Consider the following 22,589-nt stretch of genomic DNA (forward strand, 5'->3'; position numbering starts at 1 on the left):
GAATGCGGTCATTACTTTTTCGGGAAGGGTTAATCGCCGATCCGAGTAGCAAAGGATGGATGGAAAATGATGACCATGAAAAAAGTTTTTTCATTATTCCTCGTCTTTGCATTGATCATGACGGCAACTGGTACGTTTGGCAAAAATGAACATGCAGCAGCTGCAGAAGCGGTGGTCGCAGAGCTGCAAGCAGGCGATTATGAAAGCTCCGACGAAGTATGGGACTTCCTGCTGGGTGCCGAATTTCCCGGGGCGCAAGGAAGCTTTACAAGAGATCAGTCTGTATTCAAAACAGGTCTATCCTCGGCCAAGGTGGCTGGCGATTTTAATGGCGGCGGCTCTTACGTTGCACTGGAGCGGTATCTGACGAAACGAATAGTTCCGGCGGATGCGGTAAGCTTATCCTTTTGGGTGAAAACTGCGGACGCTGCATCGATTTATATTGTACTAATGGACGGAACGAACCAAAACCACTCGCAAAGGCTGGTGCTTCAGCCGACAACGGATTGGCAGAAAGTTACCGTGAATGCTTTTAATGCCGGCAGCGAATATACGCACTGGGGAGGCGCCAATGACGGAGCCTTTCATCCATCACTTAAGAAGATGACGATCAAGGTAGCACGGGCGGGACTGCGCACGGGGCTTAAGAGCGGCTCGGTATGGTTCGACGATCTCCGAATCAAGGTGACTGTTCCTGATTTAGCCATCGCACAAACGCAGGTTGGCAACGTATTTGCTGGTGCAAACAAAGGCACTTTTGATGTATTAACGACGGGAGATACCGTCACATGGCAAACTTATGATGCTTGGGGAGAGCCCGGTTCAACTGGAAGTTCGCCGGTTACCGGAGGCAAGATCAGGCTTGAGGTGCCGGTACAATCAGATGGCTATTATCGTTTAAAACTATCAGCTTATCAATCGGGAACTTTGCTTAAAACAACAGAGACGACATTCGCGGCTGTGCCAACGTTTGATTTGACAGCAGTGACGGCATCACCGTTTGGCGTACAGACGCATTTTGCACATAGCTGGAACCGTGAGATGCTTCCTTTGGTCAAGTATGCAGGAGCCAAAAGCGTGAGGGATGCGATGTTTTGGTCTGAGATCGAACTAAAAAAAGGCAGCTACACCTATAACCCGAAATTTACACTCTATATGGAGGGGCTACTGGAGAACAGCATCGATCCGCTGATGACCTTCGCTTTTTCCAATCAATTTTATGATAATTTCCAAACGCCTTATTCGGCAGAAGCTCACGCCGCCTATGCGAATTATACAAAATCCGTACTGAACCGATTCGGAGGCCAAATCAAATGGGGCGAGATGTGGAACGAGTTCAACTTGCCCGGATTTGGAGGGAATGGGCCGGCTGCATCACAGCCCGATGTATACTTCAATCTAATGAAAGCAGGTTATGAGGCTGCCAAATCGGTGCGCCCTGATCTGAATGTGCTTGGAGGCGCGACCGCAGGCATTCCAGCCGAGTGGCTTGAAGATTTGTTCCAGCTCGGAGGGTTAAACTACATGGACACCTTATCCGTACATCCTTACCGTTATCCCGACAAGCCGGAAGGACTGCTTAACGAGGTAGCCTCGTTAAATCAACTGGTGAAAACCTATAACGACGGACAGACGAAACCCATCTGGTTCTCGGAAATTGGATGGCCGACGCAGCTTGACCCCCGCGGGGTGGATGAGAGGACACAGGCTGCCTATTTGATTCGCACCTATGTACTTGGCATGGCAGCAGGAGTGGAGAAAATCTTCTGGTACGATCTGATGGACGACGGAACGGATAAGAAATATAACGAGCATAACTTCGGTATTATTCATAATGGCGGTGATCCGCTCGGCGCGTATACGCCAAAACCGGGTTATGTGGCGTTAGCGACAGTAGCGCGGCAGTTGACTGGCGCAAGCTTAACCGGTCAGGAGATTACGAACGGCATCTATCGCTATAAATTTAAGAAGGGCCAGAAATCGATTCATGTGCTTTGGTCAGGGACGGATACCGAAACCGATCTGACTTTGAAAACAAATGGACCGCTGGTCGTAACGGACATGATGGGCCGTTCAGCTACCTATACGCCGAAGGACGGGGAAATTTACATTACGGCTTCAAGCGAACCTCTATTCATCCAAGGGAAAATCGATAAAGTCATTCAAGGAAGCAAATATAGGCTTAAGAGCGAGCCTTCCTTTACCGGTGATCCTATCAGCGTAACGTTATCCGTATACAAAGCATCATCTTGGAATCCACTAAGCGCTCGCATTCAATTGCAAGGATCCTTTGAACATATACAGGCTTCTTCGGTCGGCACCTATCCTGTCGTATTTCAAGGAATAGGTCAACCTGGCAGCTACACAGCGACGGCGGAGCTTGTCGTTGGCGGCAAAAAAATCGGAGCGTTAAAAAATACAGTGGTGATCAAGCAATCAGAGGAGCTTTCTGTCAAACATGTGCTGAAGGAGGGCAGCAACTTCCTGAGAGTTCGAATCGATAATACAAAACCGGTCGATAGGCGGTTGACACAGATCGATTGGCAGGTGGGTGCGAACACCGAATCAGAAGCTTATAATACGGTGCTGCCTGGTTTTACGGATTATACAATTGATCTTCCAATACCTGCACTGCAAGAGGGAACTTTAACGCCTCACCAGCTTACCGTCTATTTGGATGATGGCACCGTACTGTCTTCTTCAGGCAACTTGAACAATATCGCTGTCGCAAGTATGACGCCCATCGTTAACCGCACGGTGCAGGTGGATGGGGCGCTGGACGATGTAACCGATCTCCCTGGCATCGACCTGTTTGAGGAAGGACATTCAAGAGTGGTACCGCATAATGGGCCTGAGGATTTGAGCGGTAAACTATGGGTTACGTATGATAATGACCACCTCTATCTGTCGGCAAAGATCCATGACGATCTATTCTCGCAAACCAAATCAGGAGATGCGATTTGGAGCGGAGACAGCATTCAATTCGCTATTTCTTTGGGAACGCCGGGAGAGGCGGCGGAATGGTATGAATACGGAATGGCGCTGACGCCAGACGGACCGGAATTATATCGGTGGATGGCGATGAGTGGCGTATTGACCGGACCGGTTACAAATCGCCAGCTCCAGATTAAGAGAGATGAAACAAACAAGGATACGATCTATCGGCTCGCATTGCCTTGGACGGAATTGTCGCCGATTGTTCCGAGTGACGGGATTTTAAGCTTGTCCGCTCTTGTGAATGAGAATGACGGCAATGGACGCAAAGGATGGCTGGAGTGGGGCGGAGGCATTGGGTCCAATAAACAGTCTAAACTATTTAAGCCTATGTTGATTGGCGAGGCTGGATCAGCAAGCGTTAGCGGTGTGACGCTTGACAAAAGCCTACTTGAGATGAATGCGGGTGACCCTGCAGTTGCACTTCTTGCAGCGGTGACGCCAGAGAATGCTGCGAGTAAAGAGGTAACGTGGACAACAAGCGATCCGAATGTTGCGACAGTAAATGCAGGGGAAGTTACGCCTGTCGGAGTGGGTACGGCAACGATAACGGTAACGACGATGGATGGTTTATTTACAGCCAGCTGCATCGTTACAGTCACAGCTGCTCCAGTCGTTGACTCGGAGGTGGAGACATCTGTGCCTACTGAGATCGTGGAGCCGGGGTCAACAGAAACGCCAGAACCTAGTGAAACGGAAGTGCCAGTACCTAGTGAAACGCCAGAGTCGGGAAAGCTTGAAGCACCTTCGAATCCAGTGACTCCGGCGCCAACTGACTAAATCGCCAGAGAACGGAGCTTAATAGATACAGGTTGAAAGGCAGGAGATGAGCAGTTCGCCTTAATGGCGGTCTGCTCTCTATCACTTCATTGGCGCAAACTAGGATACCGTAATTGAGAGGATGGGATATATGGATAAGACGGACAATCCAATGGATCATAAGCCGCTGCTGCTCGGAAAAATCCATCACTGGGAGTCGTTTTTTGACCCGGAAGTCAACATGCTTAAGCTGCCCTTTCATAGTCCCGGCTACCATACGACGCTTACGGCTGAGGAGTTCCCGCTTGTTCACCCTACATATCCTTCTCTTCTTTATGCACTGGCTTTGCTTGACAGCGGTTTGCCGGATTATACCACGCGAGCTTATGAAGTCATACGCAAAGTGATTTCGCTGCAAGACCAAAATCCTAAACACCTAACGTATGGCATATGGTCATGGTTTTACGAGGAGCCGCTTACGGAAATGTCCCCGCCAGATTGGAACTGGGCTGATTTTTGCGGTAAACAGCTCGTTCAAATCGAAGTGCGGCATGGAGATAGATTGCCTATGGAACTGCGAGAGCTGATCCGTCAAGCTGTCTTCTGCGCATGCAATGCCATTATGAAGCGGGATGTTGGTCCAAATTATACGAATATCGCACTAATGGGTGCTTTGGTCACGCTTATCGCGGGCGAAGCATACGCTGAGCCAGAATTGGCCGATTACGGTATTCGAAGGCTGGAAAAGCTCCATGCATTTACGAATCAGCTAGGGACGTTTCATGAGTTTAACAGTCCGACTTATACGGTTATCGCCATCACCGAACTTTCCAAAATTTATACGATGACGGCGAGCGCTCAGGCTAAAGCGTTTGCGGAAGATTTGCTCGATAGCGCATGGCGCATGGTAGCAGAGCATTTTCATCCAGCGACGAAGCAGTGGTCCGGCCCGCACAGCCGTAGCTACAGTACACTGCTATCGGATATGACGAAGTCATTTTTGCAAATCGCAACAAACGAAAGGGTTGTTTTTAGATTTGAGAATGAACAGCCGTATGATGCGGAGTGGTTTGGGAGCGGGATTTGTTGTCCGCACAAGTATTATCCATTTTTCACACAGTCTGAGGAAAGGCTGCTCCAGCAGCTCTATTCTAGAAATGAACAGACTGGGCAGGAAAAGTGGGCAACAACCTACATGACCCCTTCCTTTGCGATTGGTGTGTCCAGCGAGGAAATTATGTGGAATCAAACAAGGCCGCTGCTTGTTTTCTTTGATAATGGTGGAGAGGCGGCCTATTTGAAGCTGCGTGTCCTGCATGACGGTTATGATTATTGCTCAGCTGTACTGAACAGTAGAGTAGAGGGGAGCAGACTGCTGCTCGGTATCCGTTTTCTGACTGATGGAGGAGATACTCATCCGAGCCTTGATCGAATAAATGGCTGCATAGCTGTATCTGATTTGCGAATTCGGGTAGAGCTTGGCGGCTGCTTGGATAATGTAGACGCGGAAGTGAGCGGGGAAAGAGCGGAGGTTAGAATCGGTGACTGCAAAGTTGCTCTGCGTATTTTGTTTACGGCATTTGGTGCAGGGACGGATGAGCATGACGATAAACAAAAAGACAATTGGAAGTGGGAGCTCGCGAGGAACAGCAGCAGCTTTTGCTTCGACCATATTTTACATGCAGTAGAGGACAGTACAATTGATTTTGAGAAGATGGGCAAAGCAGCTTTTCTTTTTTCGCTAGTAATTGGTGAAGCAGAGCCGGAAATTATAGTAGAGGCCTATGATAATGCTGTAGCAGCTATTTTTGCAAGCAAACAGAATGCTGCCGCAACCATTGATGATCCTATTAAGCTATCCTTAGCATTGAAGCCTGCAGCATCACCATCAGCTTAAAACGGTGAAGCTGCATCATTTTATGGAGGTGGAGGAGCGGGCATGAAAACGAAGTTATCGCGGGAAATAGTGAAGCAGGCGGCTGATCGTGTATATCACTATATGCTTGAGGATCATTCCGGTAGTTGGGGCATGGATTTGAACCATTGGGACTGGGTGCCGGGAGTCGGCGTCATTGCGATGCTGTCTTATTATGAGCTTACAGGTGAATCAGAGACGATGACGGAGTTAATAAAATGGTCGCAAAATAATTTACACCTTGCGGAGAAGGTCAGAGTCATCAATGCGATGGCGCCATATACGGTTTTTCCAGCGCTTTATGAGCATACGCATGACCCTGTTTTTTTGGAGACAGCAGAGCGGATTGGACAATGGATGATGACGGAGGCGCCCCGTACAAGGGAAGGCGCCTTCGAGCATACGGTTACGGAAAATGTGAAATTCCCGGAGCAGGTATGGGTGGATACTATTTTTATGGCGGTTTTGTTCTTGGCTAAACTTGCGAAACTCACTGGGAATGTGGATTATGCGAAAGAGGCCGTACGTCAGGTGGAGCTGCATTTAACGCTGCTGCAGGATGAGGATACGGGTGTGCTGTTTCATGGCTGGAATTCGGAGGCACGGAACCATCTTTCGGCTGCCCGCTGGACAAGAGCTAATGCGTGGATAGCGGTGGCGGTGCCGATGATAGTGGAAGAGCTGGAAGGTTTAGCAGTTGTTCCGAAGGAAACGCTCGAACGTTATCAATTGCTCATGCGCAGCCTTATTCGCTTTCAACATGAGGAAGGCCTATGGGCAACGGTGCTTGACCGTCCTGAATTTTATTCGGAGACGTCGGGCAGCGCCGGCATTTCTTGCGGCATTGTGAAAGCGGTACGTCAAGGCTTGCTCGATGCGGATTATTTGAATGCTGCCTACCTTGCGGCAGAAGCTATTCTTCTTAAAATAAAGCCGAGCGGGGAAGTCATGGGCGTGTCAGGCGGGACGCCTATCATGCCTTCAATCGAAGCTTACAATGAGATCGCTTGTTATCCAACGCTTTATGGGCAGGGACTCGTACTTATGCTGCTGTCGGAGCTATCGGACATCTCAAGCTGATTGTTAAAGGACCGTTTGCATCACGATGAGGTGAGCAAACGGTCCTTATGTGTGCCCAGCTTCGGCTTTATCAGACGCTGTCGATAACCATCTTTTTGAGCGGTACCATCGATTCTTCCGGGACATAAAATTTGAATTTATTGTCGCTGATTTGTCCAAGCAGTTGACGGCGGATCGGATCGGCATCCTTTAATAGATGCTCGTCTGCCTGATGATAGTCAATTGGACGCATCCAGATCGGGCTATAGCCGAGAAAGAGCTGCCTTCTTGTAAATTCGGATTGATTGATCGATCCGGCATGCCATAAATTTTGTGCGAAAATAAATACATCACCCGGCTTTCCGCACACTTGTACCTCGCCATCCAATTGCTGGCGCACATCCTTATGGTTCGGATTATAGGGCTGCCTGTGGCTGCCCGGAATAACCTTTGTATTGCCGCGGTTCGGCTTTGTCATATCGCTCAAAATGTAACAGACTTTTATATAATAAGTAGCCGTTAAGCCTGCAATAACCGGAAACTGTGGATGAGGGCCGTCTTGATGCCAATCGATAAAGCTGTGGGAAGCCGTCTTTATATCATTTGGATTAGGTTTTCTCACGGTTAGATGAGAAATATGCAGCTGAATATTATGTCCAAGCAAATTAACGATTAAGGGAAGGATTTCTTCGTGATCGATCAATGAGGCAATTTCAGTGTGCCGAGAGACGCTGTTATAAATATTATGAGCAAACGTATCTTCCTCCTCTGCAAGGACCTCATCGATCGCTGCATTCAGGAGGGATACCTTTTCCTGTGAAAGTATATCGGGTAAAACCAAGTATCCTTGTTCATGAAAACGGCTCATTAATTCTTGAATATTTAGCGAAGCTGTATTCATTAGCCTCTCCTCCTTCTTGTATTTAATTTAATTATATGCGACGATTTTTCGTAGTATAATGTATAGAATAATCGAATTACTTGTAAATAATTTCATAAAAGGGATGATGGAATTGGACAAGCCTTGGTTTCGCGAGCCTGAGCTGATTTACCATGTGTTTGTGAAGGATGCTGCACATTTTCAGAAGACAGAGGATACTTACGATCACTGGGCTTTATTCATTGTTGAAGAGGGCGGCTTTGAGTATAGAATGGGAAAATCGAGGAGCGAGAGAGCCGTAAAAGGGGAGATGGTGCTTTGTCCGCCCCATATGACCTTTTACCGCAAAACAGATGGCTTGTCATTTCATCTCATCGGGTTTCAGTGGGGGAATGCAGATAGCGCTGCCGGGGAGGACAACACCACTTTGCCCCCTACAGGAAAGCTTATTTTACTCAACAAAAAAAGAATGAGTTCTACACTTTCGTTGCTTCGCGAAGCTCGTTATGTGAAGGATAGTCTGGCGCTGAAATACAAGCAACATCTGTTAAGGGATTTGATGTATGTCTATCAGATTGAAAGCATGAATCGTAAGATAAATTATTTATATAGCGAGAACCAGGTCTTGCAGCGTGTGGTACATATGCTTCAGCAGCAAGCGGAAGAGGGCGTTTCCTTGAAGACGATCGCGATGGAGCTTGGCCTCAGCCAAGTGCAATTGACCAGGCTGTTTAAGCAGGAATTTCAAACGACACCAAGTTCGTACGCCGCTAATCTAAGAATGGATAAGGTTAAGCTTATGCTAGTCAATTCTTCATTAACGCTTGCGCAAATAGCGGAGCAATGCGGGTTTACGGATGAGCATCATTTGAGCAAAAGCTTCAAGAAATCGTTCGGCATGAACCCGTCCTCTTATCGGAAAGCTTATACGATTTGAGCGAATCTATTTCGACAATAAATGCCATATAAATTTCCTTATGGAGGATAAATAAAAAATAACCGCTGGTTTTAACCAACGGTTACCGGGCAAACTGGTATCAATAACAATAATATCGCTCCCAAATTTTGAATGAATCGTCCTTATGCTTATCCCACCAACAGATATCATCCCACCAATCATCATTGTCGAACCAATCATCATTGTCGAACCAGTCAAACCAGCCTTTCTTGTCCCAATCTTTGTCGTTCTTATTTTTGCTTGGTTGGTTTGAATGATTATTGTTATTATTATTCTTGTTGTTGTTTTGCTTATTATTATTGCTGTTGTTGCTGTTGTTTGTACTTTTCGTAATGGAGAACACAGACAAGATACTTGATAAGAAACCTTTCTTTTCATCGTATGGTTCTTTACTGGATGCAGCAAATGCGGAAGCAGGATACATACAGATGGTGATCAGCAAAGTAAGTGATAAGATTTTTTTGAATTTGGACATGACATCAACACCTCCTGTCCCCGCTCTAATTGCGAACTTAATGTTCGTTATAAAGAATTTTATAATAATTATATCTTTTTGTAAACGAACAATTTGAAAAAAATGGATAGTTTGGAGGAGGACTTTAGCCATAGTTTCGTAGATAATAGAGTGAAGAATACGAGTTAAATCGAAATGGAGCGGGATGCATGTTATTGTCGAAGGGTCAAAAGGTAGATATCACTAGAGGACGCGAACTTACATCTGTGAGAGTTCAATTTGGTTGGACGACTAGACAATCATCGATGAGCATCGATGCTGCTGCTTTTCTATTATCTGATCGAAATATCTGCGAGAGAGATGAACATTTTATCTTTTATGGTAATCCACAAGCACACGATGGTTCGATTTCGCATGATGTGACAGAGAAGAGCGGTGACAAGGAAGCAATCACGATACACCTGAAGCGGTTGAGCAAAAATACGGAAAAAATAGCTTTTACAGTGACGATCCATGAGGGTGAACGGCTTGGCCATTTTATGCAAAACGCATCGCATTTGTATATTCGACTAGTAAATGGAAGTACAGATGAAGAGTTGTTCCGATTTGATTATAGTTTGGCGTTTACAAAGGAAACGGCTGTAGTAGTCGGTGAATTGTATAGATATAACGGTGAGTGGAAGTTTAATGCAATAGGGAGCGGTTTTTACGGAGGGCTTGAAGCGTTATGTACAAGCTTTGGTCTAGAGATTGAGAGGGACGAAGCAGAAGTAGCAGCTGCTGCAGCCGAAATGACTTTATCATCCATTGATTTGCGGAAAAAGATCGTTCAAATTACGTTGGAGAAGAAAAAATTAACGAGTGTTGCGGCTAGAGTAGGTATTGTACTTGATATTTCAGGTTCTATGCAGCCATTATACAGAAATGGCACCGTGCAGGAAGTAGTGGAACGAATTCTCGCAGTTGCCAGTAAATTTGATGACAACGGGATGCTCGATGTTTGGGTTTATGATACTCATTTTAGCCGATTGCCTTCTGTTTCAGAAAAAGATTTTGATCAATATGTTGAGCGGAAAATAGTGGATAATAACAACATACATAAGTTTGGCCGCAACAATGAACCTCCAGTTATGGAAGATGTCATTCGTAAATATACGGTGGAAGAGGAAGCGGCCACGCCAGTATTTATTATATTCATTAATGATGGCGGTGTCGTAAAACCGATTAAAAAGGTCATTACTGCCGCAGCGGTACAGCCGATTTTCTGGCAGTTCGTTGGCATTGGTCATTCCGATTTTGAAGTGTTGAAGAAGCTAGACACCATGGAAGGCCGGATTGTCGATAACGCAAACTTTATACATTTGGACGATATAGCAGCTGTCTCTGATGAATTATTGTATGATCAGCTATTAAACGAATTTCCGAGCTGGTTGGAAGCTGCGAAAGCGAAGAGGATTGTTAGACCAAATTAATTAGCATTTTTTATTCACAGTAACGACAATGGAAAATCAAAGCCACCAGATCAATAGGTCTGGTGGCTTTTGTTTATTTGCTTATGGAAATAACTCGATTATCAGGATCCCAATCAATTTTACGATCAAGGCCTTCAATGACAAAACGCAAGGGAACCATGGTCATTGTATCAATAATCATCGGAGGATAGTCTAATGTTATCGGCTTGCCATCGATAAATGCTTCTTTCTCTCTAATGGTGAGATTCAGTGTATGGTTAGCATCCGATATGGTCATTTTCCCTTTTACGTATTCCACCTTTGCACCTAGTTCATTAAATGTACTGCGAAGCGGAACGAAAGTAACGCCTTTGTAAATATAGGGATTAGAAGTGAGCGTTATCGTCTTTCCGTCGAGCTTTACTGTGATGGCTTTCTTCACTTGGCGCAGCTTTGAAACCATTTCACTTGAAGGAATATTCATTTGATTGTAATAGTCCATAATGGTTTCACTGCCTGTTCCATATCCGAATGGTTGTTTAGACCATAGAGTTCCGTCTGCCTTCAAAATAATAAAAAAATCTTGATTAAGTGAATGGATCGCAAATTGTTTCACATTTGAAATGCCTGCAATGGGTGATGGATCAACTAAATCCTTGGAATTATTATATAAACCCCATAACGTTCCATCGGAATGAAGTGCTGCGCAGCTAAATGTTCCACAGCTTATATCAGAAGCCGATGTTAGAAGTTTATTGAGTTTTAAACCTTTGTTTATTTCCCAAACCGTACCATCCGTATCGAGTATAATCGATTTTTCCCATGTCGCAGAAACTTTTTTAGCATAAATGCCAGGTAGCTTAAATGGACTCATCAAATCTCCTGTATCGCTGCCCCATCCATTGTAATGACCCCAAATCCAAGTTTCACCTTTTGCATTAATTGCTGCTGAAAGGAAGCTTCCTGCGTGGACGGAGACAATATCTTTTAGTCCAGCAACTTGCTTTGGAATATTTTGTTCACTGACGCGTTTGCGATAATCTTCAGGCTTATAGGCGCTGATGTCCATGCGACCCAATTGACCAAATCCACCGTTCCCCCATGTCCATACCGTGCCATCTGACTTTAATGCTAGATTATGGTCTTCTTTTGCAGCAATATCGATGACATCTGTAAGACCATTAACCATTTTAGGTTTTGTTACAATAGCTTGTGCGTTTGTATCATAGGTATCAAAACCGCTTACGCCATCACCGTTCCCGCCCCAGAACCACACTGTACCATCTTTTTTGAGCGCGAGGCTGTAAAAGCCTGTGACTTGAACTTTAGCAACGTCACTGAATACAGGTACCGCAGCCGATTTGAAACCAATTGTTCCATCTCCCAGTTGACCAGCAAAGTTATTGCCCCATGCCCATACCATTCCTTGATTGTCTAACGCTAATGCTACGTTACCAGCCATTTCGACCTGAGTAAATCCTGCGAGCGAATTGGAACTGCTTTCTGCAGCTTTTAAATGGCTGAGAGGTGTTAGTGATAATGCTAATAAAACCGCAAGGCATACTTTCGTGAAAATACGTTTTTTCAAAGGTTAGCACTCCTTTTTTTGCAATTAGGCGATTACAATTGTTTGAATGGGTATTTAATTGGTCCTAATGTATAGATGCTGATGATGTATGTTACATTCTAAACGATAAATTCCCATTTTTTGTTTCACTTTTTTTTGAAACTTTTGGCCGCGCATAAAGAAACAGCTAATGAAGAAATAATTGCCAACTTATTATATAAGTCATTCAAGAAGAAGAGTATTATTGTAAGGAGAACGGATTAGGAAAGGCGGTTTTGTTGATCATGTCATTTGGCGTTTTTTTGGAGAAAGGTCCTGTGGCTTGGGAAATTATTCAGCAAGTAGACGGAAGAGGTAAGCTTGCGTTATCGGGCATTTGGGAAGTGGACCAGGCAGTGCACATTGGTCCATTCCAAGTGTTTGCAAGAGTGGTTCATGAGAATAACGGCAGTGATGTATTAAGCTGGACACCATGTGAAATGGTTGGTGAGAATGGATGGCGAGTTACCTTACATGTTCCGAATGGTGGTTTATACCGGTTAGAAACTTGCTTGCAGCATGATCAGAATGCGCTACTTGGTTCAGGAGCGATTCGCGGAGATATGATCCATCATATCGGTGTCGGAGATCTATGGATCATAGCCGGTCAAAGCAATGCGGCAGGTTATGGAAGAGGAACGGTGGAAGATAGTCCGATGCTAGGGGTTCATTTGCTAAGAAATAACGGATTGTGGGATCTCGCAACGCATCCGTTCAACGACTCCACGGCAACGATCCATGAGGTGAATATGGAGTGGGTAAATCCAGCACATAGTCCGTGGCTCCATTTTGGCAAGTTGTTGCAAAATGAGCTTCATTATCCTATTGGTTTCGTACAAACGGCTCTTGGCGGTTCAGCGCTTCGTGCATGGAATCCTGATGAAGAAGGTCATCTTTATCGAAATATGATCGAAACGGTGCAGCGCTGCGGCGGCAAAGTGGCTGGCGTGGTATGGAACCAAGGCAGTTCCGACTGCAATTCTGAAAGCGCCGATACTTACTTGGAGCGTTTTTCAAAGGTTGTTCATTATTGGCGTAAGGATTTGAACATAACTGAGCTTCCCTTTATAACGGTCCAGCTTAACCGCTTCACCAATATTCAAGAAGACAAAGAGCATCACGATAAACAATGGGGGAAGGTACGCGAAGCACAGCGGCAAGCTGCTATATCCATACCTTCGGTTTCTGTCATACCTTCTCTTGATTGTCCGATGTCTGACGATATTCACAACAGTCCTGCAGGAAATTTAATAATTGGGAGCCGTGCGGCGAATATAGCATTGCAAGCGGTTTACGGTTTACAGCGGCAGGCGTACCCACCTAATTTGGAACATGCTATTTACATACAGGAACATGAATCGGATTCACATGCCATTAAGCTGCGCTTTAAGCATGTATCGGAACGACTATTTGCGATAAATCCACATGCGGATTTGTTTGGTATAGAGGACGAAGAGGGTGCTATTCTATTGAATGGCTGGAAAATTATATCGAGCAATGAAGTGTTGCTTAAATTATCGAGAAAGCCAAGCGGCAAACTTAGTGTTCATGGTGCATATCAGACGAATCCGGCATCTCAGATGCTGATTGATACGGGGACTTATTTGCCGATGCTGGCTTTTTACAATGTGGAAACGGTTGCTGAAATATAAACGACTTTTTTCAGATTTCAGTGAAAGAAAGCGGTTGGAATAGAAACAGACGCATATAAAATTGTAATCGAATAAGCAAGGACTGATGACCGAGCAGGTAATGCTGAGGTTAGCAGTCTTTTTTTAGAATGACGGATATATCAATTTCAGACACAAAGATGATAATCAGAGCCATTGTTGAAGAAGGATCGGCGCAGTAATATACAAGTATAGCAAAACATCTGCAAGCAGCGTCAATCACACTCGAATAATGGAGAGGGGATTATCATTATGCTTACAACACAAAGCGAACTTTTAAAGCCGCTATCTAACGAACAACTGGAGCAATATCATAAAGACGGATTTGTTATTATCAAAAAAGGCTGCAGCGCGGATTTAATCGATGCTTTTAATAGACATATTTATGAACTGCGTTCTACGCCACTTGATGAAACGCCGGATTGGGCACGCACCTCCGAGAAAGCACGCTATTCTACTCGGCTATTCAACCCGCACCAGCATGACAGCTTCTCGCGACAAGTGATGAAGCTTCCGATCGTTAGGGGGGCTCTAGCTCAGCTGATGGAGAAGGAGGCCGTTTGCGTGCAAAGTATGTTCTTCTATAAAGAGCCGGGTTCGCCTGGTCAAGCTGCGCATCAGGACTACTACTATATCAAAAACGATCCAATGACCATGGTTGCCGCTTGGATTGCGATGGAAGAGCAGGTAGATGTACAAAACGGCTGCTTATGGGTTATTCCTGGCACGCATAAGCTTGGGCTTCTGCCGCATGGCAAGGTGAAAAATGTCGATGAGCATGAAGAATGGACGGACGAGACAGAGGGCATCGATTTAAATCAACAGATTCCTGTTATTATGGAAAAAGGAGATATTCTTTTTTTCCATGAGCTATTAATTCATTCCTCCAACCGTAATCGGAGCACGGACCGCTGGCGTCGTTCTTATGTTTGTCATTACATTCGCGAGGATTCAGCAGTCACATTGCGTGAGGATCTGCGCGAGAAATATGCGTTGATTTAATGGCTAATACTGTAACGTTCAACAGAATCAAATCGGCTTACGCAGGCACAGTTATTTATCCGGCTAACGGTCGTTATGGCCCTCGTGTACAAGAGGATATACAGCTCGTACTGCTGCATTCGGGCGAGATGAGCATTGAGATTGATGATGAAGTTCATGAGATAACGCCTGGGTCTGTCGTGCTGCTAAAGCCTGGGCACCATGAACAGTTTACATTCTGGGGCAAGGGTGAAACCTGGCATCGCTGGATATCTATTCATATTGAGGACATATCCAAGACGGAAAAAGATTACTTCGAGGAACTTCCGCTATGTCAGCGCATTTCGGAGGAGATGAATCGGTTAACTGATTTAATGCTATCTGTGCAAGATGCTCATCCATCCGAAAGTGATCTGCTTCGCAGCTTGGGTATGTCAGCGATCCTGTTATATGTCTCTGAAATGTCGCGGACTCGAGCACTTGAGGAAATTCATCCGTCTATTTTAACGGCGAAATGTCTGATTCATAGTACTTACCACGAGGAACTAACTTTGACTATGCTCGCTGAGCATGCAGGTGTCTCGCTAGAACATCTTGTTCGATTGTTTCGAATGAGCGAAAAAACGACCCCGATTAAGTACCTTTGGCATTATCGGGTGTTAAAGGCTGTTGAATATTTAACCCATACTGGTTTATCCATTACTGAGATTGCAATAAGATGCGGTTTCAAATCAACATTCCATTTTGCAAGGATGGTTAAAAAGCAGATGGGGAAGACACCAACCGAAGTAAGGCAGTTCTCATGGAAAGGCAATCAAATAGACAAAGCATAAAAAAGTTCGCAGGGTATTCACTGCGAACTTTTTTTCTTATTTCTTCTGAAGCTCTGCTTCTATAAAACGAATCCATTCGCGCGAAGCGAAGGATAAGTACTTGTCTTTGCGCCATATCATCGACAATTGCCATGGGATTACAGGCTGAACAACGGAAACCGAAGCAAAACGTTTTTTGTCCAGCTGTCGGCATATGCCCTCAGGCAATAGCGTTACACCGTATTTAGCTGCAATCATTTCCGTCATAAAATCCCATTGCGAGCTCTCAAACACGATTTTGGGCTCGAAGCCTGCTGCTTCACAATGTTCTTTAATTAAATGATGAATCGTAAAATCTTTGCGAAACATAATAAATGGCTCTGATTCTAGCTGCTTCATCTCAATCATGCTCTGACCAGCAAGCTTGTGTTCTGCATGAACAACAAGGCGCAAATTCTCGTTGATGCAGGGAAGGACATGATACCGTTCCACGTCCTTAACGGGAAGAATGACCATACTGAAATCCAGTTCACCATGAAGAATATCTTGCTCCAAGCTTTTCCCGCCCTGTTCAATAACATGCAATCGAATTTGAGGATAATGAGACAAAAATTTCTCAATAATGAGCGGTAAAAAATATCCGCCTACCATGGGAGGAATGCCTAAGCGCAGCGTTCCTTTTTTCAATTTTACTACTTCCTCAAGTTCACTCGACATATCCTCAAAGGATTGTATAATCTGTTTCGCTGAACGGAGAATCGATATGCCGGCATCCGTCAATTCGATCTGCTTGGAAGAGCGATCTATTAGCTGTGCACCAAGATCCTCTTCAAGTAACCGTACCATTTTTGATAATGAGGGCTGGGTTACATGAAGCTTGCGTGCGGCTTGTGTGAAGCTGCCCGCTTCAGCAACCGCGACAAAATAATTTAAATGTTTAAGATCCATTTATATTGCTCCTTCAGCTTTAGAGCAGGAATCAATCGATAATCTGCTTTATGAGCACCTATAGTGAAAAGGAATGAAAACTATGCGATATATGTATTTTACCTATATATAAGATGGGTGTAAACTTAGCGTTATCGAAAAATTTTATGAAGAAAAAAGGTGTTACCATGAACGTATTAGAAAAATTAGCTGTCCCTTTATCATCAAGACCAACATCAGCATCACTAACCATTAAGGAATCGATTGTTCTTCCGCCAGATACCAATCATCACGGAACGATTTTTGGTGGAAAGCTTATGGCATATATAGATGATGTGGCTACGATAGCCGCAACGAAGCATGCTCGTCGTCCCGTCGTTACGGCTTCTACGGACTCCGTCGATTTTCTTCATCCAGTAAGAAAAGGCGATGCAGTAAGCTTATCGGCTTTCGTTACTTGGTCACATAAAACGTCTATGGAGGTGTTTGTCCGAGTAGTGACGGAGGATTTGCTTACAGGCGGTCGCAAGGTGTGCGCTACCTCATTCCTGACGTTTGTTGCATTAGGCGATGACGATAAACCAACAGTAGTCCCTGGCGTATTAGCCGAATCAGATGAAGAGCGGCTATTGTTCTCTACTGCACCAGATAGGAAAGAGGCAAGACGTATACGAAGACAAGAGAGTAAGCATTTTGCCAACTACATGGGAACAGATTATGCTTTTAAAGAAGTGCAGTCCAAATCAGTCCCACAGCATTCCATTAATAAAGGTTACGAATCGGCTTGGGGTTCGGACTGGTAAACGTATAATTGGTTTCACTAAGCTGCTGTAATTGATTACAGCAGTTTTTCTTATTCAAGGTGGTAAATTGTTTTGAAAATAAGGATAACCTGTTACCGCATATCCTATAACGAGCAAAAATTCGTTCAAAGGAGCATGCGATGCATAATGCAGGGACTTTATTATTGAAGCTGATCGTTCATCTTTTTTCGCTTCTTTTTATTTTTCCCGCAATTTTGTTCTCCATTCTGGTGCTATGCTTGACGGATAATGTGAAATCCGGAATGGTTATGCTTATTTCTGCGTTAATTCTTCATATTATTGTGAAAAATAGCGGCAACTCGTATTCTTTATCACAAGGTGATCATAAATATCGAATAGACAGACGAGAAACCGAAATATTTAGTGAGTGGTCATATGAAAAAGAATCCCCGCCACCACTTGTGGACATTTATCGTGAAATTGATTGTTGGAATGGGGAAACTGAGGCATTATACCGCATGATTCGAAATCGTGAACAAGCTAATTACTCGGAGGATCGTACTGAACGATGCGCTGCATGCAAGCAGAATAAGTGCGCAAATAGGCATGAAGATTAGAATAGGCAAAGCAGTGAAATGGAAGATCAGAAAATATTACCAGCTATATTAATAAATATTAATGACGTTATGACCCTGAATTCATATAAGATATGCGAAAGATATGTAAACAGGGAGGTTATATGATCATGGAAAAGAAACGCTGCTTGTTCTGTTCTGAGATCGTACCCATCGAACAAAAAGGTGAGTATGAGCGCTATTTGGGCTGCAACTGCGCACCGGGAAGTTATTACAGTTTATTAAGAGATAGTTACCTTGCTATTAACTCATTGTCCTATCCTATAAAAAATAAACGTTTTCCCATTATATCGGGGTACATTAGAGAACAATTAGATTGTGGTGAAAAGATTACTCTTACAATTGATGACTTGGAAACGATTGAGAAAGCACCACATATTCCGCTTACAATTGAAGATAAAGAAGCACGGCTTCTTCAATATTTATATCGTCATTCCGATGATCCTGGACAACCGATCGTCATTCAGCCGCTTTCGCAAAATTTTAATTTAACTTATTCACCAAACCTACAAGAGCTCGTGTACATTGTGGAGAAACTAAGGGAAGCTCAATTGATTGTTAGAGAAGGGATTACTTTCAAGCTTACGGAAAAGGGATGGAACGAAGCGGCAGCAAGAGCAGGGGGAAGGAAGTTGAAAACCTGCGGTGTGCTGCTTCCAGACAATCAGCCATTGCGAGCGGAATGGTTTGAGCATGTATTTCCGAAATTAGAGCAGTTTGGTTATTTGCCGTTTATGTTTCAACAATCAGATACAGGCGGCAATGAAAATCATTCCATAACGAAGCTAGCTGAAAGCAAGCTTATCATTGCGGATATTACAAGCCATTCACCAGAGGTTTATTTTGCAGCTGGGTATGCGCTTGGCGCAAATGTTGAGGTCGTGTGGACAATGAATAGCACACAGGAGGACGAGCTGTGCGTTCAGCCGGAGTCCATTAGGCCAATGATATGGGATGATGCATGGGAGCTTGCTGCGCTGCTTCAGCAGCGGCTGAGCTTTAAGAAATAATCTATAGAATCAATACACAAAACACACGCTTAAAAAGGTGTGTTTTGTGTTATTTATGTTAATCTACGTCTAGCTGCACATCGTGGCAGGTTTTAAGGCGGCATTAAAAGCAGCACGATTTTCCCATAAGAATGAGTGAATTTGGCTTGACTCATCAAAGAAATACTCCTGCTCATCCATGTAATCTTCACCTAATCCATGTACGCTGAATCGATCCTCACTGTTATTCATTAGAGTCCATTGTCCTCCACGTTTGCGATCTGCGAATACAAAATAAAATTTTTGACCGGTTGCATCCCACTGGGCTAGTTGCTTGAAGTTTTCTAAAATAAATGCAATATCATTTTTCTTTTTGATCAACATGGTTCATCTCCTCTTTCTTTATAAAAATAATTGTCATATTAGCGTGTATGCTCGCATAAGAACAAGACAAGAATATACGATTTTATCAGAAAAGTATGTCAAACGGTAGGAACGATTTATAGGATTGTTTGACGAATAATGGCGTACTTGATATATGGAGAAATCAGTTATACTATAAATGTCAAATAACATCAGCAGTTGAAAGAAAGGATGTTTATAAATGAGCATTTATTTTGCGCTTTTACGAGGAATTAATGTAGGCGGCAATAACATGATAAAAATGGCTGAGCTTAAACGAATGTTTGAGGAGCTTGGCTTTGCACGTGTGCAGACGTATATTAACAGCGGGAATGTCATTTTCGAATCAAACGAGAATGCAAACAAACTTGAAGAGACAATTGAGAAGCAGATTAGTGAAGTGTTTGGATTTAATATCGCTGTAATACTGAGGACGTCGGATGAACTTGTAAGCATTATTGATAAATCACCATTCAATGCAGCTGAGCTAACCGAAGGTCAGAGCATACATCTCACTTTATTAAAAGAGGCGCCTACACAAGAACAAATTAATAATTTGCCTGATGTAGACCTAGGCAATGATGAATATTACATAAGCGGCAAAGAAATTTATGTGCTTTATCGAAACAGTATTCTTGATTCCAAGCTGCCCAAAAAATTTCAAAATTTACTGCCAGCTACAGCTCGAAACTGGAAAACAATTATGAAGCTTGATGCAATGGCAAAAGCTTTAAAATAAGTACAGTGTTTGAGCGAAAAAAAAAGGATCGGGCACTATTCTTATAAAAAGAAGAGACCCCGATCCTTTTTAACCTTAATGTTTGTTAGCCGTTAGCTGCCTCATCTTCAACGTTCAGTTGCCACAAGATGCCAAGCTTGTCCTTTACTTGGCCGTAGCATTTGCTCCAGAACGTTTCTTGGAGTTCCATTAGGACCGTACCGTTTTCCTTCAGCTTATGAAATAGTGATGTTACTTCATCTTTATCTTTACTGACGATCGAAAGGCTTATATTGTTTCCTTCAATAAAGGGCATTCCAGGGAATACATCAGAAAACATAACATTGCTGCCTAAAATGTTTAAGCGAGCGTGCATGACTAAGTTTTTTGCTTCCTCAGGAAGGGGATATTCTGGGTTTGGTGGAATATCGCTGAAAGTAGTGAAATTTGTAATTTCAGCCCCAAACACTTGCGCATAATATTCGACCGCTTCACGACAATTCCCATTGAAATTCAAATAAACATCAACTGCCATTTTATTCACTCCTTCATGATTATTGGCTCATTATTGCTCCAATATTTTCATTCCAATTGTATCATTAGATGGTCTGGAATCAAATTTTTTATGAAAATTTAAGATGTTATTTTAGAAAAGATTAGGCAGGATGACAAATAGAAAAACAATAAGAATGATGATACTGCTTATCCGGCTCATTAGTATGTAAGCATCGCTAGGTTCAGAATTTCCTTTAACCATCCAGCCGTATCTCATGTACCAACCGAACTTAGGAAAGAAAATATTAAGGAATGCAATGATGACAAAGAGGATAGCAAACAATACCACAAGGATCAGCCCCTTATTTGTGTATTCGCGATTAAATGAAGCAATTAAGAAAGTTGAAAATAGTTGATCGGTATTTCTTTTATTGTACATGATAAATGGCTACAGCAGACGAATAAAATGGAATAAATTCCTTATTAATATTGATTTATGTAATGGAAAAAGGAAGACCACAAGGCCCACGAAATGGTCCTTGTGGATAATATAAACGTCTATATACTCGCAACGATACGGGTTAGACCTTCTTCTTAGTATCCTTTACCATGACCAGCGCCAACTCCGCCAACTCCGCCAACTCCACCATATCCACCGTATCCGCCAACTCCGCCAAATCCGCAACTGCAAGCTATAATCACCAAGAGAATAAAGAGGACTAAGATGATCCCTAAGCTCGAGAAAGCTCCACCAACGTGACCAGACATTTTTCAATGCACCTCCTTACGTTCTGTGTACTGTGTAATTTATGCTGGATGGGTATTTGTTGATTGGGTGTTTGTTACCTAGCTAAATGAATCATGTCATAAGCCTAGTTATAAGTTAGACAGAAGCGAAAAAGAAGTATGACTGTCTTGGGGGTGACAAACTTGAACATGAAAATGCATTACTTTATAATGTGCTTAATAGAAATACAATTCATAATATGATGTTTAAGCCACATAAGTGGCTGAAGGAGTGATTGATATGAGTACTGCAAATCGTGGAGTTAATATCGGACCTCCTAGATTTAAAATAGCGGTTCATTCCATTGTCTGGTTAGCGCAGAGCGGCAGCATCTTATCAAGTGCGATGATTGCAAATCAGGTGAATTCGCATGCAACTTTTATGAGAAGAGTTATGCAAGCATTAGCGGCAGCCGGCATTGTGGAGTCAAAGGGCGGTAGAGAAGGCGGATATATTTTAAGAAAAACGGCGAATGAAATTACATTAGGCGACATTTACGCGGCAGTAAATACATGTTCAGCTGAACCAGAAGGTGATGGCAATTGTGGAGAAACAGGCCATAAACTGGACGTAGAGCTGGAAAAAATTCTGTTTGAAGCTGAGAAAAAAACGATTGATTACCTTCGTCAGTATACTATTAATGATGTGATGGAGCGTGTAGATTTTTTTGTCGTTTAATTTTTTCAACAAAGTACTAGTCAAACGTTTTGAAACGAATTATAATGTGCTTAAATGAGTTGCAGTTAACACTGCACTTTTATTTTTGTACTATATGTGCTTATTACAAGCACAGTTAACTTTGAAGATTATGGGGGTATGACCTAAATCGGAAATAACAACAGTAAGCATTAAATATTTGAAAAGAATAGTCTGATTTATAATGTGCCTTCATAGGTTGCATTAACCGAGAAAAAAGGAGAGTCTACAATGGAAATATTAGCGTTGGTATTGCAGGGACTATTAGGTTTGATGTTTTTGATGGCGGGATTCGGTAAAGTATCGGGTTCGAAGATGCATGTTGACGGCTTTAAACAATGGGGCTTGCCGCAATGGTTCCGAGTTGTAACGGGTGTTGTTGAATTAATCGCTGCCATTGCTTTAATTATTGGATACTGGGAGCACAGCTGGGCATCAGCTGGTGCGTTATTGCTTGGCGTTACAGCTATCGGAGGTACATTAACTCATGTACGTGTAAAAGATTCTTTCAAACAAACTTTCCCGATCATCCTCGTAGGTGTTTTATCATTTGTACTATTTTTTATCCGACTATCCAATTTATCTGATTTTCCTGGGTTTAACTAAGCTGTACTAGATAGAGTAAACATAATTTCGT

22 protein-coding genes and 1 pseudogene are annotated in these 22,589 nt (G+C 43.3%); 15 read left to right on the forward strand and 8 right to left on the reverse strand.

The annotated features are described in order from the left end of the window. Positions 1–66: 66 nt before the first annotated feature. The 3 genes from ACIFSR_RS17480 (at position 67) to ACIFSR_RS17490 (ending at position 6,748) form a co-directional block, all read left to right on the forward strand. On the forward strand, positions 67–3,774 hold the full coding sequence (locus ACIFSR_RS17480) for an Ig-like domain-containing protein (protein WP_339202793.1): 3,708 nt from the start codon (positions 67–69) through the stop codon (positions 3,772–3,774). A 130-nt stretch (positions 3,775–3,904) separates the two neighbouring features. Next, positions 3,905–5,650: a hypothetical protein gene (locus ACIFSR_RS17485; RefSeq protein ID WP_430058736.1), complete on the forward strand. Its 1,746-nt coding sequence runs from the start codon at positions 3,905–3,907 to the stop codon at positions 5,648–5,650. A 42-nt stretch (positions 5,651–5,692) separates the two neighbouring features. Next, positions 5,693–6,748, forward strand: coding sequence for a glycoside hydrolase family 88/105 protein (locus tag ACIFSR_RS17490; RefSeq protein ID WP_339202790.1), 1,056 nt, complete (start codon positions 5,693–5,695; stop codon positions 6,746–6,748). Between the two features lie 70 nt (positions 6,749–6,818). On the opposite strand, the gene ACIFSR_RS17495 is transcribed toward ACIFSR_RS17490, so the two are convergent. Then, positions 6,819–7,628: a phytanoyl-CoA dioxygenase family protein gene (locus ACIFSR_RS17495; protein WP_430058739.1), complete on the reverse strand. Its 810-nt coding sequence runs from the start codon at positions 7,626–7,628 to the stop codon at positions 6,819–6,821. A 106-nt stretch (positions 7,629–7,734) separates the two neighbouring features. On the opposite strand from ACIFSR_RS17495, the gene ACIFSR_RS17500 reads away from it, so the two are divergent. Then, entirely contained in the window at positions 7,735–8,544 is an 810-nt protein-coding gene (locus ACIFSR_RS17500; protein ID WP_430059334.1) for a helix-turn-helix domain-containing protein, read from the forward strand. A gap of 100 nt (positions 8,545–8,644) precedes the next feature. On the opposite strand, the gene ACIFSR_RS17505 is transcribed toward ACIFSR_RS17500, so the two are convergent. Then, entirely contained in the window at positions 8,645–9,040 is a 396-nt protein-coding gene (locus ACIFSR_RS17505) for a hypothetical protein (RefSeq protein WP_339202785.1), read from the reverse strand. A 188-nt stretch (positions 9,041–9,228) separates the two neighbouring features. Between ACIFSR_RS17505 and ACIFSR_RS17510 the strand changes: the two are divergent. Both ACIFSR_RS17510 and ACIFSR_RS17515 read left to right on the forward strand, forming a co-directional pair. Continuing rightward, positions 9,229–9,747: pseudogene (locus ACIFSR_RS17510) on the forward strand (TerD family protein); the annotation flags it as partial. 63 nt (positions 9,748–9,810) lie between these two features. After that, positions 9,811–10,491, forward strand: coding sequence for a vWA domain-containing protein (locus tag ACIFSR_RS17515; RefSeq protein ID WP_430059336.1), 681 nt, complete (start codon positions 9,811–9,813; stop codon positions 10,489–10,491). Positions 10,492–10,564: 73 nt separating this feature from the next. On the opposite strand, the gene ACIFSR_RS17520 is transcribed toward ACIFSR_RS17515, so the two are convergent. Then, positions 10,565–12,058: a stalk domain-containing protein gene (locus tag ACIFSR_RS17520; RefSeq protein WP_430058742.1), complete on the reverse strand. Its 1,494-nt coding sequence runs from the start codon at positions 12,056–12,058 to the stop codon at positions 10,565–10,567. A gap of 263 nt (positions 12,059–12,321) precedes the next feature. Between ACIFSR_RS17520 and ACIFSR_RS17525 the strand changes: the two genes are divergently transcribed. From ACIFSR_RS17525 to ACIFSR_RS17535, 3 genes are all read left to right on the forward strand, one after another. After that, complete coding sequence (locus ACIFSR_RS17525; RefSeq protein WP_339202783.1) at positions 12,322–13,728, forward strand: sialate O-acetylesterase; 1,407 nt, start codon at positions 12,322–12,324, stop codon at positions 13,726–13,728. A 270-nt stretch (positions 13,729–13,998) separates the two neighbouring features. Then, entirely contained in the window at positions 13,999–14,748 is a 750-nt protein-coding gene (locus tag ACIFSR_RS17530; RefSeq protein ID WP_339202781.1) for a phytanoyl-CoA dioxygenase family protein, read from the forward strand. After that, complete coding sequence (locus ACIFSR_RS17535) at positions 14,748–15,560, forward strand: helix-turn-helix transcriptional regulator (protein WP_339202779.1); 813 nt, start codon at positions 14,748–14,750, stop codon at positions 15,558–15,560. The genes ACIFSR_RS17530 and ACIFSR_RS17535 overlap by 1 nt, the downstream gene beginning before the upstream one ends. 36 nt (positions 15,561–15,596) lie before the next feature. On the opposite strand, the gene ACIFSR_RS17540 is transcribed toward ACIFSR_RS17535, so the two are convergent. Continuing rightward, positions 15,597–16,487, reverse strand: coding sequence for a LysR family transcriptional regulator (locus ACIFSR_RS17540; RefSeq protein ID WP_339202778.1), 891 nt, complete (start codon positions 16,485–16,487; stop codon positions 15,597–15,599). A gap of 167 nt (positions 16,488–16,654) precedes the next feature. Between ACIFSR_RS17540 and ACIFSR_RS17545 the strand changes: the two genes are divergently transcribed. The 3 genes from ACIFSR_RS17545 to ACIFSR_RS17555 all read left to right on the forward strand — a co-directional run bounded on the left by ACIFSR_RS17545 (position 16,655) and on the right by ACIFSR_RS17555 (position 18,875). Beyond that, complete coding sequence (locus ACIFSR_RS17545; protein WP_430058746.1) at positions 16,655–17,269, forward strand: acyl-CoA thioesterase; 615 nt, start codon at positions 16,655–16,657, stop codon at positions 17,267–17,269. Positions 17,270–17,409: 140 nt separating this feature from the next. Beyond that, positions 17,410–17,847 (forward strand): hypothetical protein, encoded by a 438-nt coding sequence (locus ACIFSR_RS17550; protein ID WP_430058749.1) that lies wholly within the window; start codon positions 17,410–17,412, stop codon positions 17,845–17,847. Between the two features lie 128 nt (positions 17,848–17,975). Next, positions 17,976–18,875: a hypothetical protein gene (locus ACIFSR_RS17555; RefSeq protein WP_430058751.1), complete on the forward strand. Its 900-nt coding sequence runs from the start codon at positions 17,976–17,978 to the stop codon at positions 18,873–18,875. Positions 18,876–18,944: 69 nt separating this feature from the next. On the opposite strand, the gene ACIFSR_RS17560 is transcribed toward ACIFSR_RS17555, so the two are convergent. Next, entirely contained in the window at positions 18,945–19,238 is a 294-nt protein-coding gene (locus ACIFSR_RS17560; RefSeq protein ID WP_076265763.1) for a hypothetical protein, read from the reverse strand. A 220-nt stretch (positions 19,239–19,458) separates the two neighbouring features. On the opposite strand from ACIFSR_RS17560, the gene ACIFSR_RS17565 reads away from it, so the two are divergent. Then, the gene (locus ACIFSR_RS17565; RefSeq protein ID WP_430058754.1) at positions 19,459–19,995 is read left to right on the forward strand and encodes a DUF1697 domain-containing protein; all 537 of its coding nucleotides are present in this window, start codon (positions 19,459–19,461) and stop codon (positions 19,993–19,995) included. A gap of 85 nt (positions 19,996–20,080) precedes the next feature. On the opposite strand, the gene ACIFSR_RS17570 is transcribed toward ACIFSR_RS17565, so the two are convergent. From ACIFSR_RS17570 to ACIFSR_RS17580, 3 genes are all read right to left on the reverse strand, one after another. Then, positions 20,081–20,509 carry a VOC family protein gene (locus ACIFSR_RS17570; protein WP_430058757.1) on the reverse strand — a complete coding sequence of 143 codons (429 nt, stop codon included), beginning with the start codon at positions 20,507–20,509 and terminating at the stop codon, positions 20,081–20,083. A 111-nt stretch (positions 20,510–20,620) separates the two neighbouring features. Further along, positions 20,621–20,908: a DUF6199 family natural product biosynthesis protein gene (locus ACIFSR_RS17575; RefSeq protein ID WP_339202768.1), complete on the reverse strand. Its 288-nt coding sequence runs from the start codon at positions 20,906–20,908 to the stop codon at positions 20,621–20,623. A gap of 155 nt (positions 20,909–21,063) precedes the next feature. Continuing rightward, complete coding sequence (locus ACIFSR_RS17580; RefSeq protein ID WP_430058761.1) at positions 21,064–21,237, reverse strand: hypothetical protein; 174 nt, start codon at positions 21,235–21,237, stop codon at positions 21,064–21,066. 259 nt (positions 21,238–21,496) lie between these two features. Here ACIFSR_RS17580 and ACIFSR_RS17585 point away from each other — a divergent pair, with 259 nt between their 5' ends. Continuing rightward, the gene (locus tag ACIFSR_RS17585; RefSeq protein WP_430058764.1) at positions 21,497–21,934 is read left to right on the forward strand and encodes an RrF2 family transcriptional regulator; all 438 of its coding nucleotides are present in this window, start codon (positions 21,497–21,499) and stop codon (positions 21,932–21,934) included. Between the two features lie 249 nt (positions 21,935–22,183). Continuing rightward, positions 22,184–22,558: a DoxX family protein gene (locus tag ACIFSR_RS17590; RefSeq protein ID WP_430058766.1), complete on the forward strand. Its 375-nt coding sequence runs from the start codon at positions 22,184–22,186 to the stop codon at positions 22,556–22,558. Positions 22,559–22,589: the final 31 nt, after the last annotated feature.

Source organism: Paenibacillus sp. NRS-1760 (assembly GCF_050467785.1).
Lineage (GTDB): Bacteria > Bacillota > Bacilli > Paenibacillales > Paenibacillaceae > Pristimantibacillus.

Bases quoted from the DNA above. Each gene is read 5' to 3' on its own strand.
- ACIFSR_RS17555 (WP_430058751.1), top strand. From the start codon at position 17,976: ATGGAAAAGAAACGCTGCTTGTTCTGTTCTGAGATCGTACCCATCGAA.
- ACIFSR_RS17480 (WP_339202793.1), top strand. From the start codon at position 67: ATGATGACCATGAAAAAAGTTTTTTCATTATTCCTCGTCTTTGCATTG.
- ACIFSR_RS17515 (WP_430059336.1), top strand. From the start codon at position 9,811: ATGACTTTATCATCCATTGATTTGCGGAAAAAGATCGTTCAAATTACG.
- ACIFSR_RS17565 (WP_430058754.1), top strand. From the start codon at position 19,459: ATGAGCATTTATTTTGCGCTTTTACGAGGAATTAATGTAGGCGGCAAT.
- ACIFSR_RS17530 (WP_339202781.1), top strand. From the start codon at position 13,999: ATGCTTACAACACAAAGCGAACTTTTAAAGCCGCTATCTAACGAACAA.
- ACIFSR_RS17490 (WP_339202790.1), top strand. From the start codon at position 5,693: ATGAAAACGAAGTTATCGCGGGAAATAGTGAAGCAGGCGGCTGATCGT.
- ACIFSR_RS17590 (WP_430058766.1), top strand. From the start codon at position 22,184: ATGGAAATATTAGCGTTGGTATTGCAGGGACTATTAGGTTTGATGTTT.
- ACIFSR_RS17570 (WP_430058757.1), bottom strand. From the start codon at position 20,509: ATGGCAGTTGATGTTTATTTGAATTTCAATGGGAATTGTCGTGAAGCG.
- ACIFSR_RS17535 (WP_339202779.1), top strand. From the start codon at position 14,748: ATGGCTAATACTGTAACGTTCAACAGAATCAAATCGGCTTACGCAGGC.
- ACIFSR_RS17540 (WP_339202778.1), bottom strand. From the start codon at position 16,487: ATGGATCTTAAACATTTAAATTATTTTGTCGCGGTTGCTGAAGCGGGC.
- ACIFSR_RS17550 (WP_430058749.1), top strand. From the start codon at position 17,410: ATGCATAATGCAGGGACTTTATTATTGAAGCTGATCGTTCATCTTTTT.
- ACIFSR_RS17560 (WP_076265763.1), bottom strand. From the start codon at position 19,238: ATGTTGATCAAAAAGAAAAATGATATTGCATTTATTTTAGAAAACTTC.
- ACIFSR_RS17585 (WP_430058764.1), top strand. From the start codon at position 21,497: ATGAGTACTGCAAATCGTGGAGTTAATATCGGACCTCCTAGATTTAAA.
- ACIFSR_RS17505 (WP_339202785.1), bottom strand. From the start codon at position 9,040: ATGTCCAAATTCAAAAAAATCTTATCACTTACTTTGCTGATCACCATC.
- ACIFSR_RS17500 (WP_430059334.1), top strand. From the start codon at position 7,735: ATGGAATTGGACAAGCCTTGGTTTCGCGAGCCTGAGCTGATTTACCAT.
- ACIFSR_RS17580 (WP_430058761.1), bottom strand. From the start codon at position 21,237: ATGTCTGGTCACGTTGGTGGAGCTTTCTCGAGCTTAGGGATCATCTTA.
- ACIFSR_RS17485 (WP_430058736.1), top strand. From the start codon at position 3,905: ATGGATAAGACGGACAATCCAATGGATCATAAGCCGCTGCTGCTCGGA.
- ACIFSR_RS17575 (WP_339202768.1), bottom strand. From the start codon at position 20,908: ATGTACAATAAAAGAAATACCGATCAACTATTTTCAACTTTCTTAATT.
- ACIFSR_RS17495 (WP_430058739.1), bottom strand. From the start codon at position 7,628: ATGAATACAGCTTCGCTAAATATTCAAGAATTAATGAGCCGTTTTCAT.
- ACIFSR_RS17525 (WP_339202783.1), top strand. From the start codon at position 12,322: ATGTCATTTGGCGTTTTTTTGGAGAAAGGTCCTGTGGCTTGGGAAATT.
- ACIFSR_RS17545 (WP_430058746.1), top strand. From the start codon at position 16,655: ATGAACGTATTAGAAAAATTAGCTGTCCCTTTATCATCAAGACCAACA.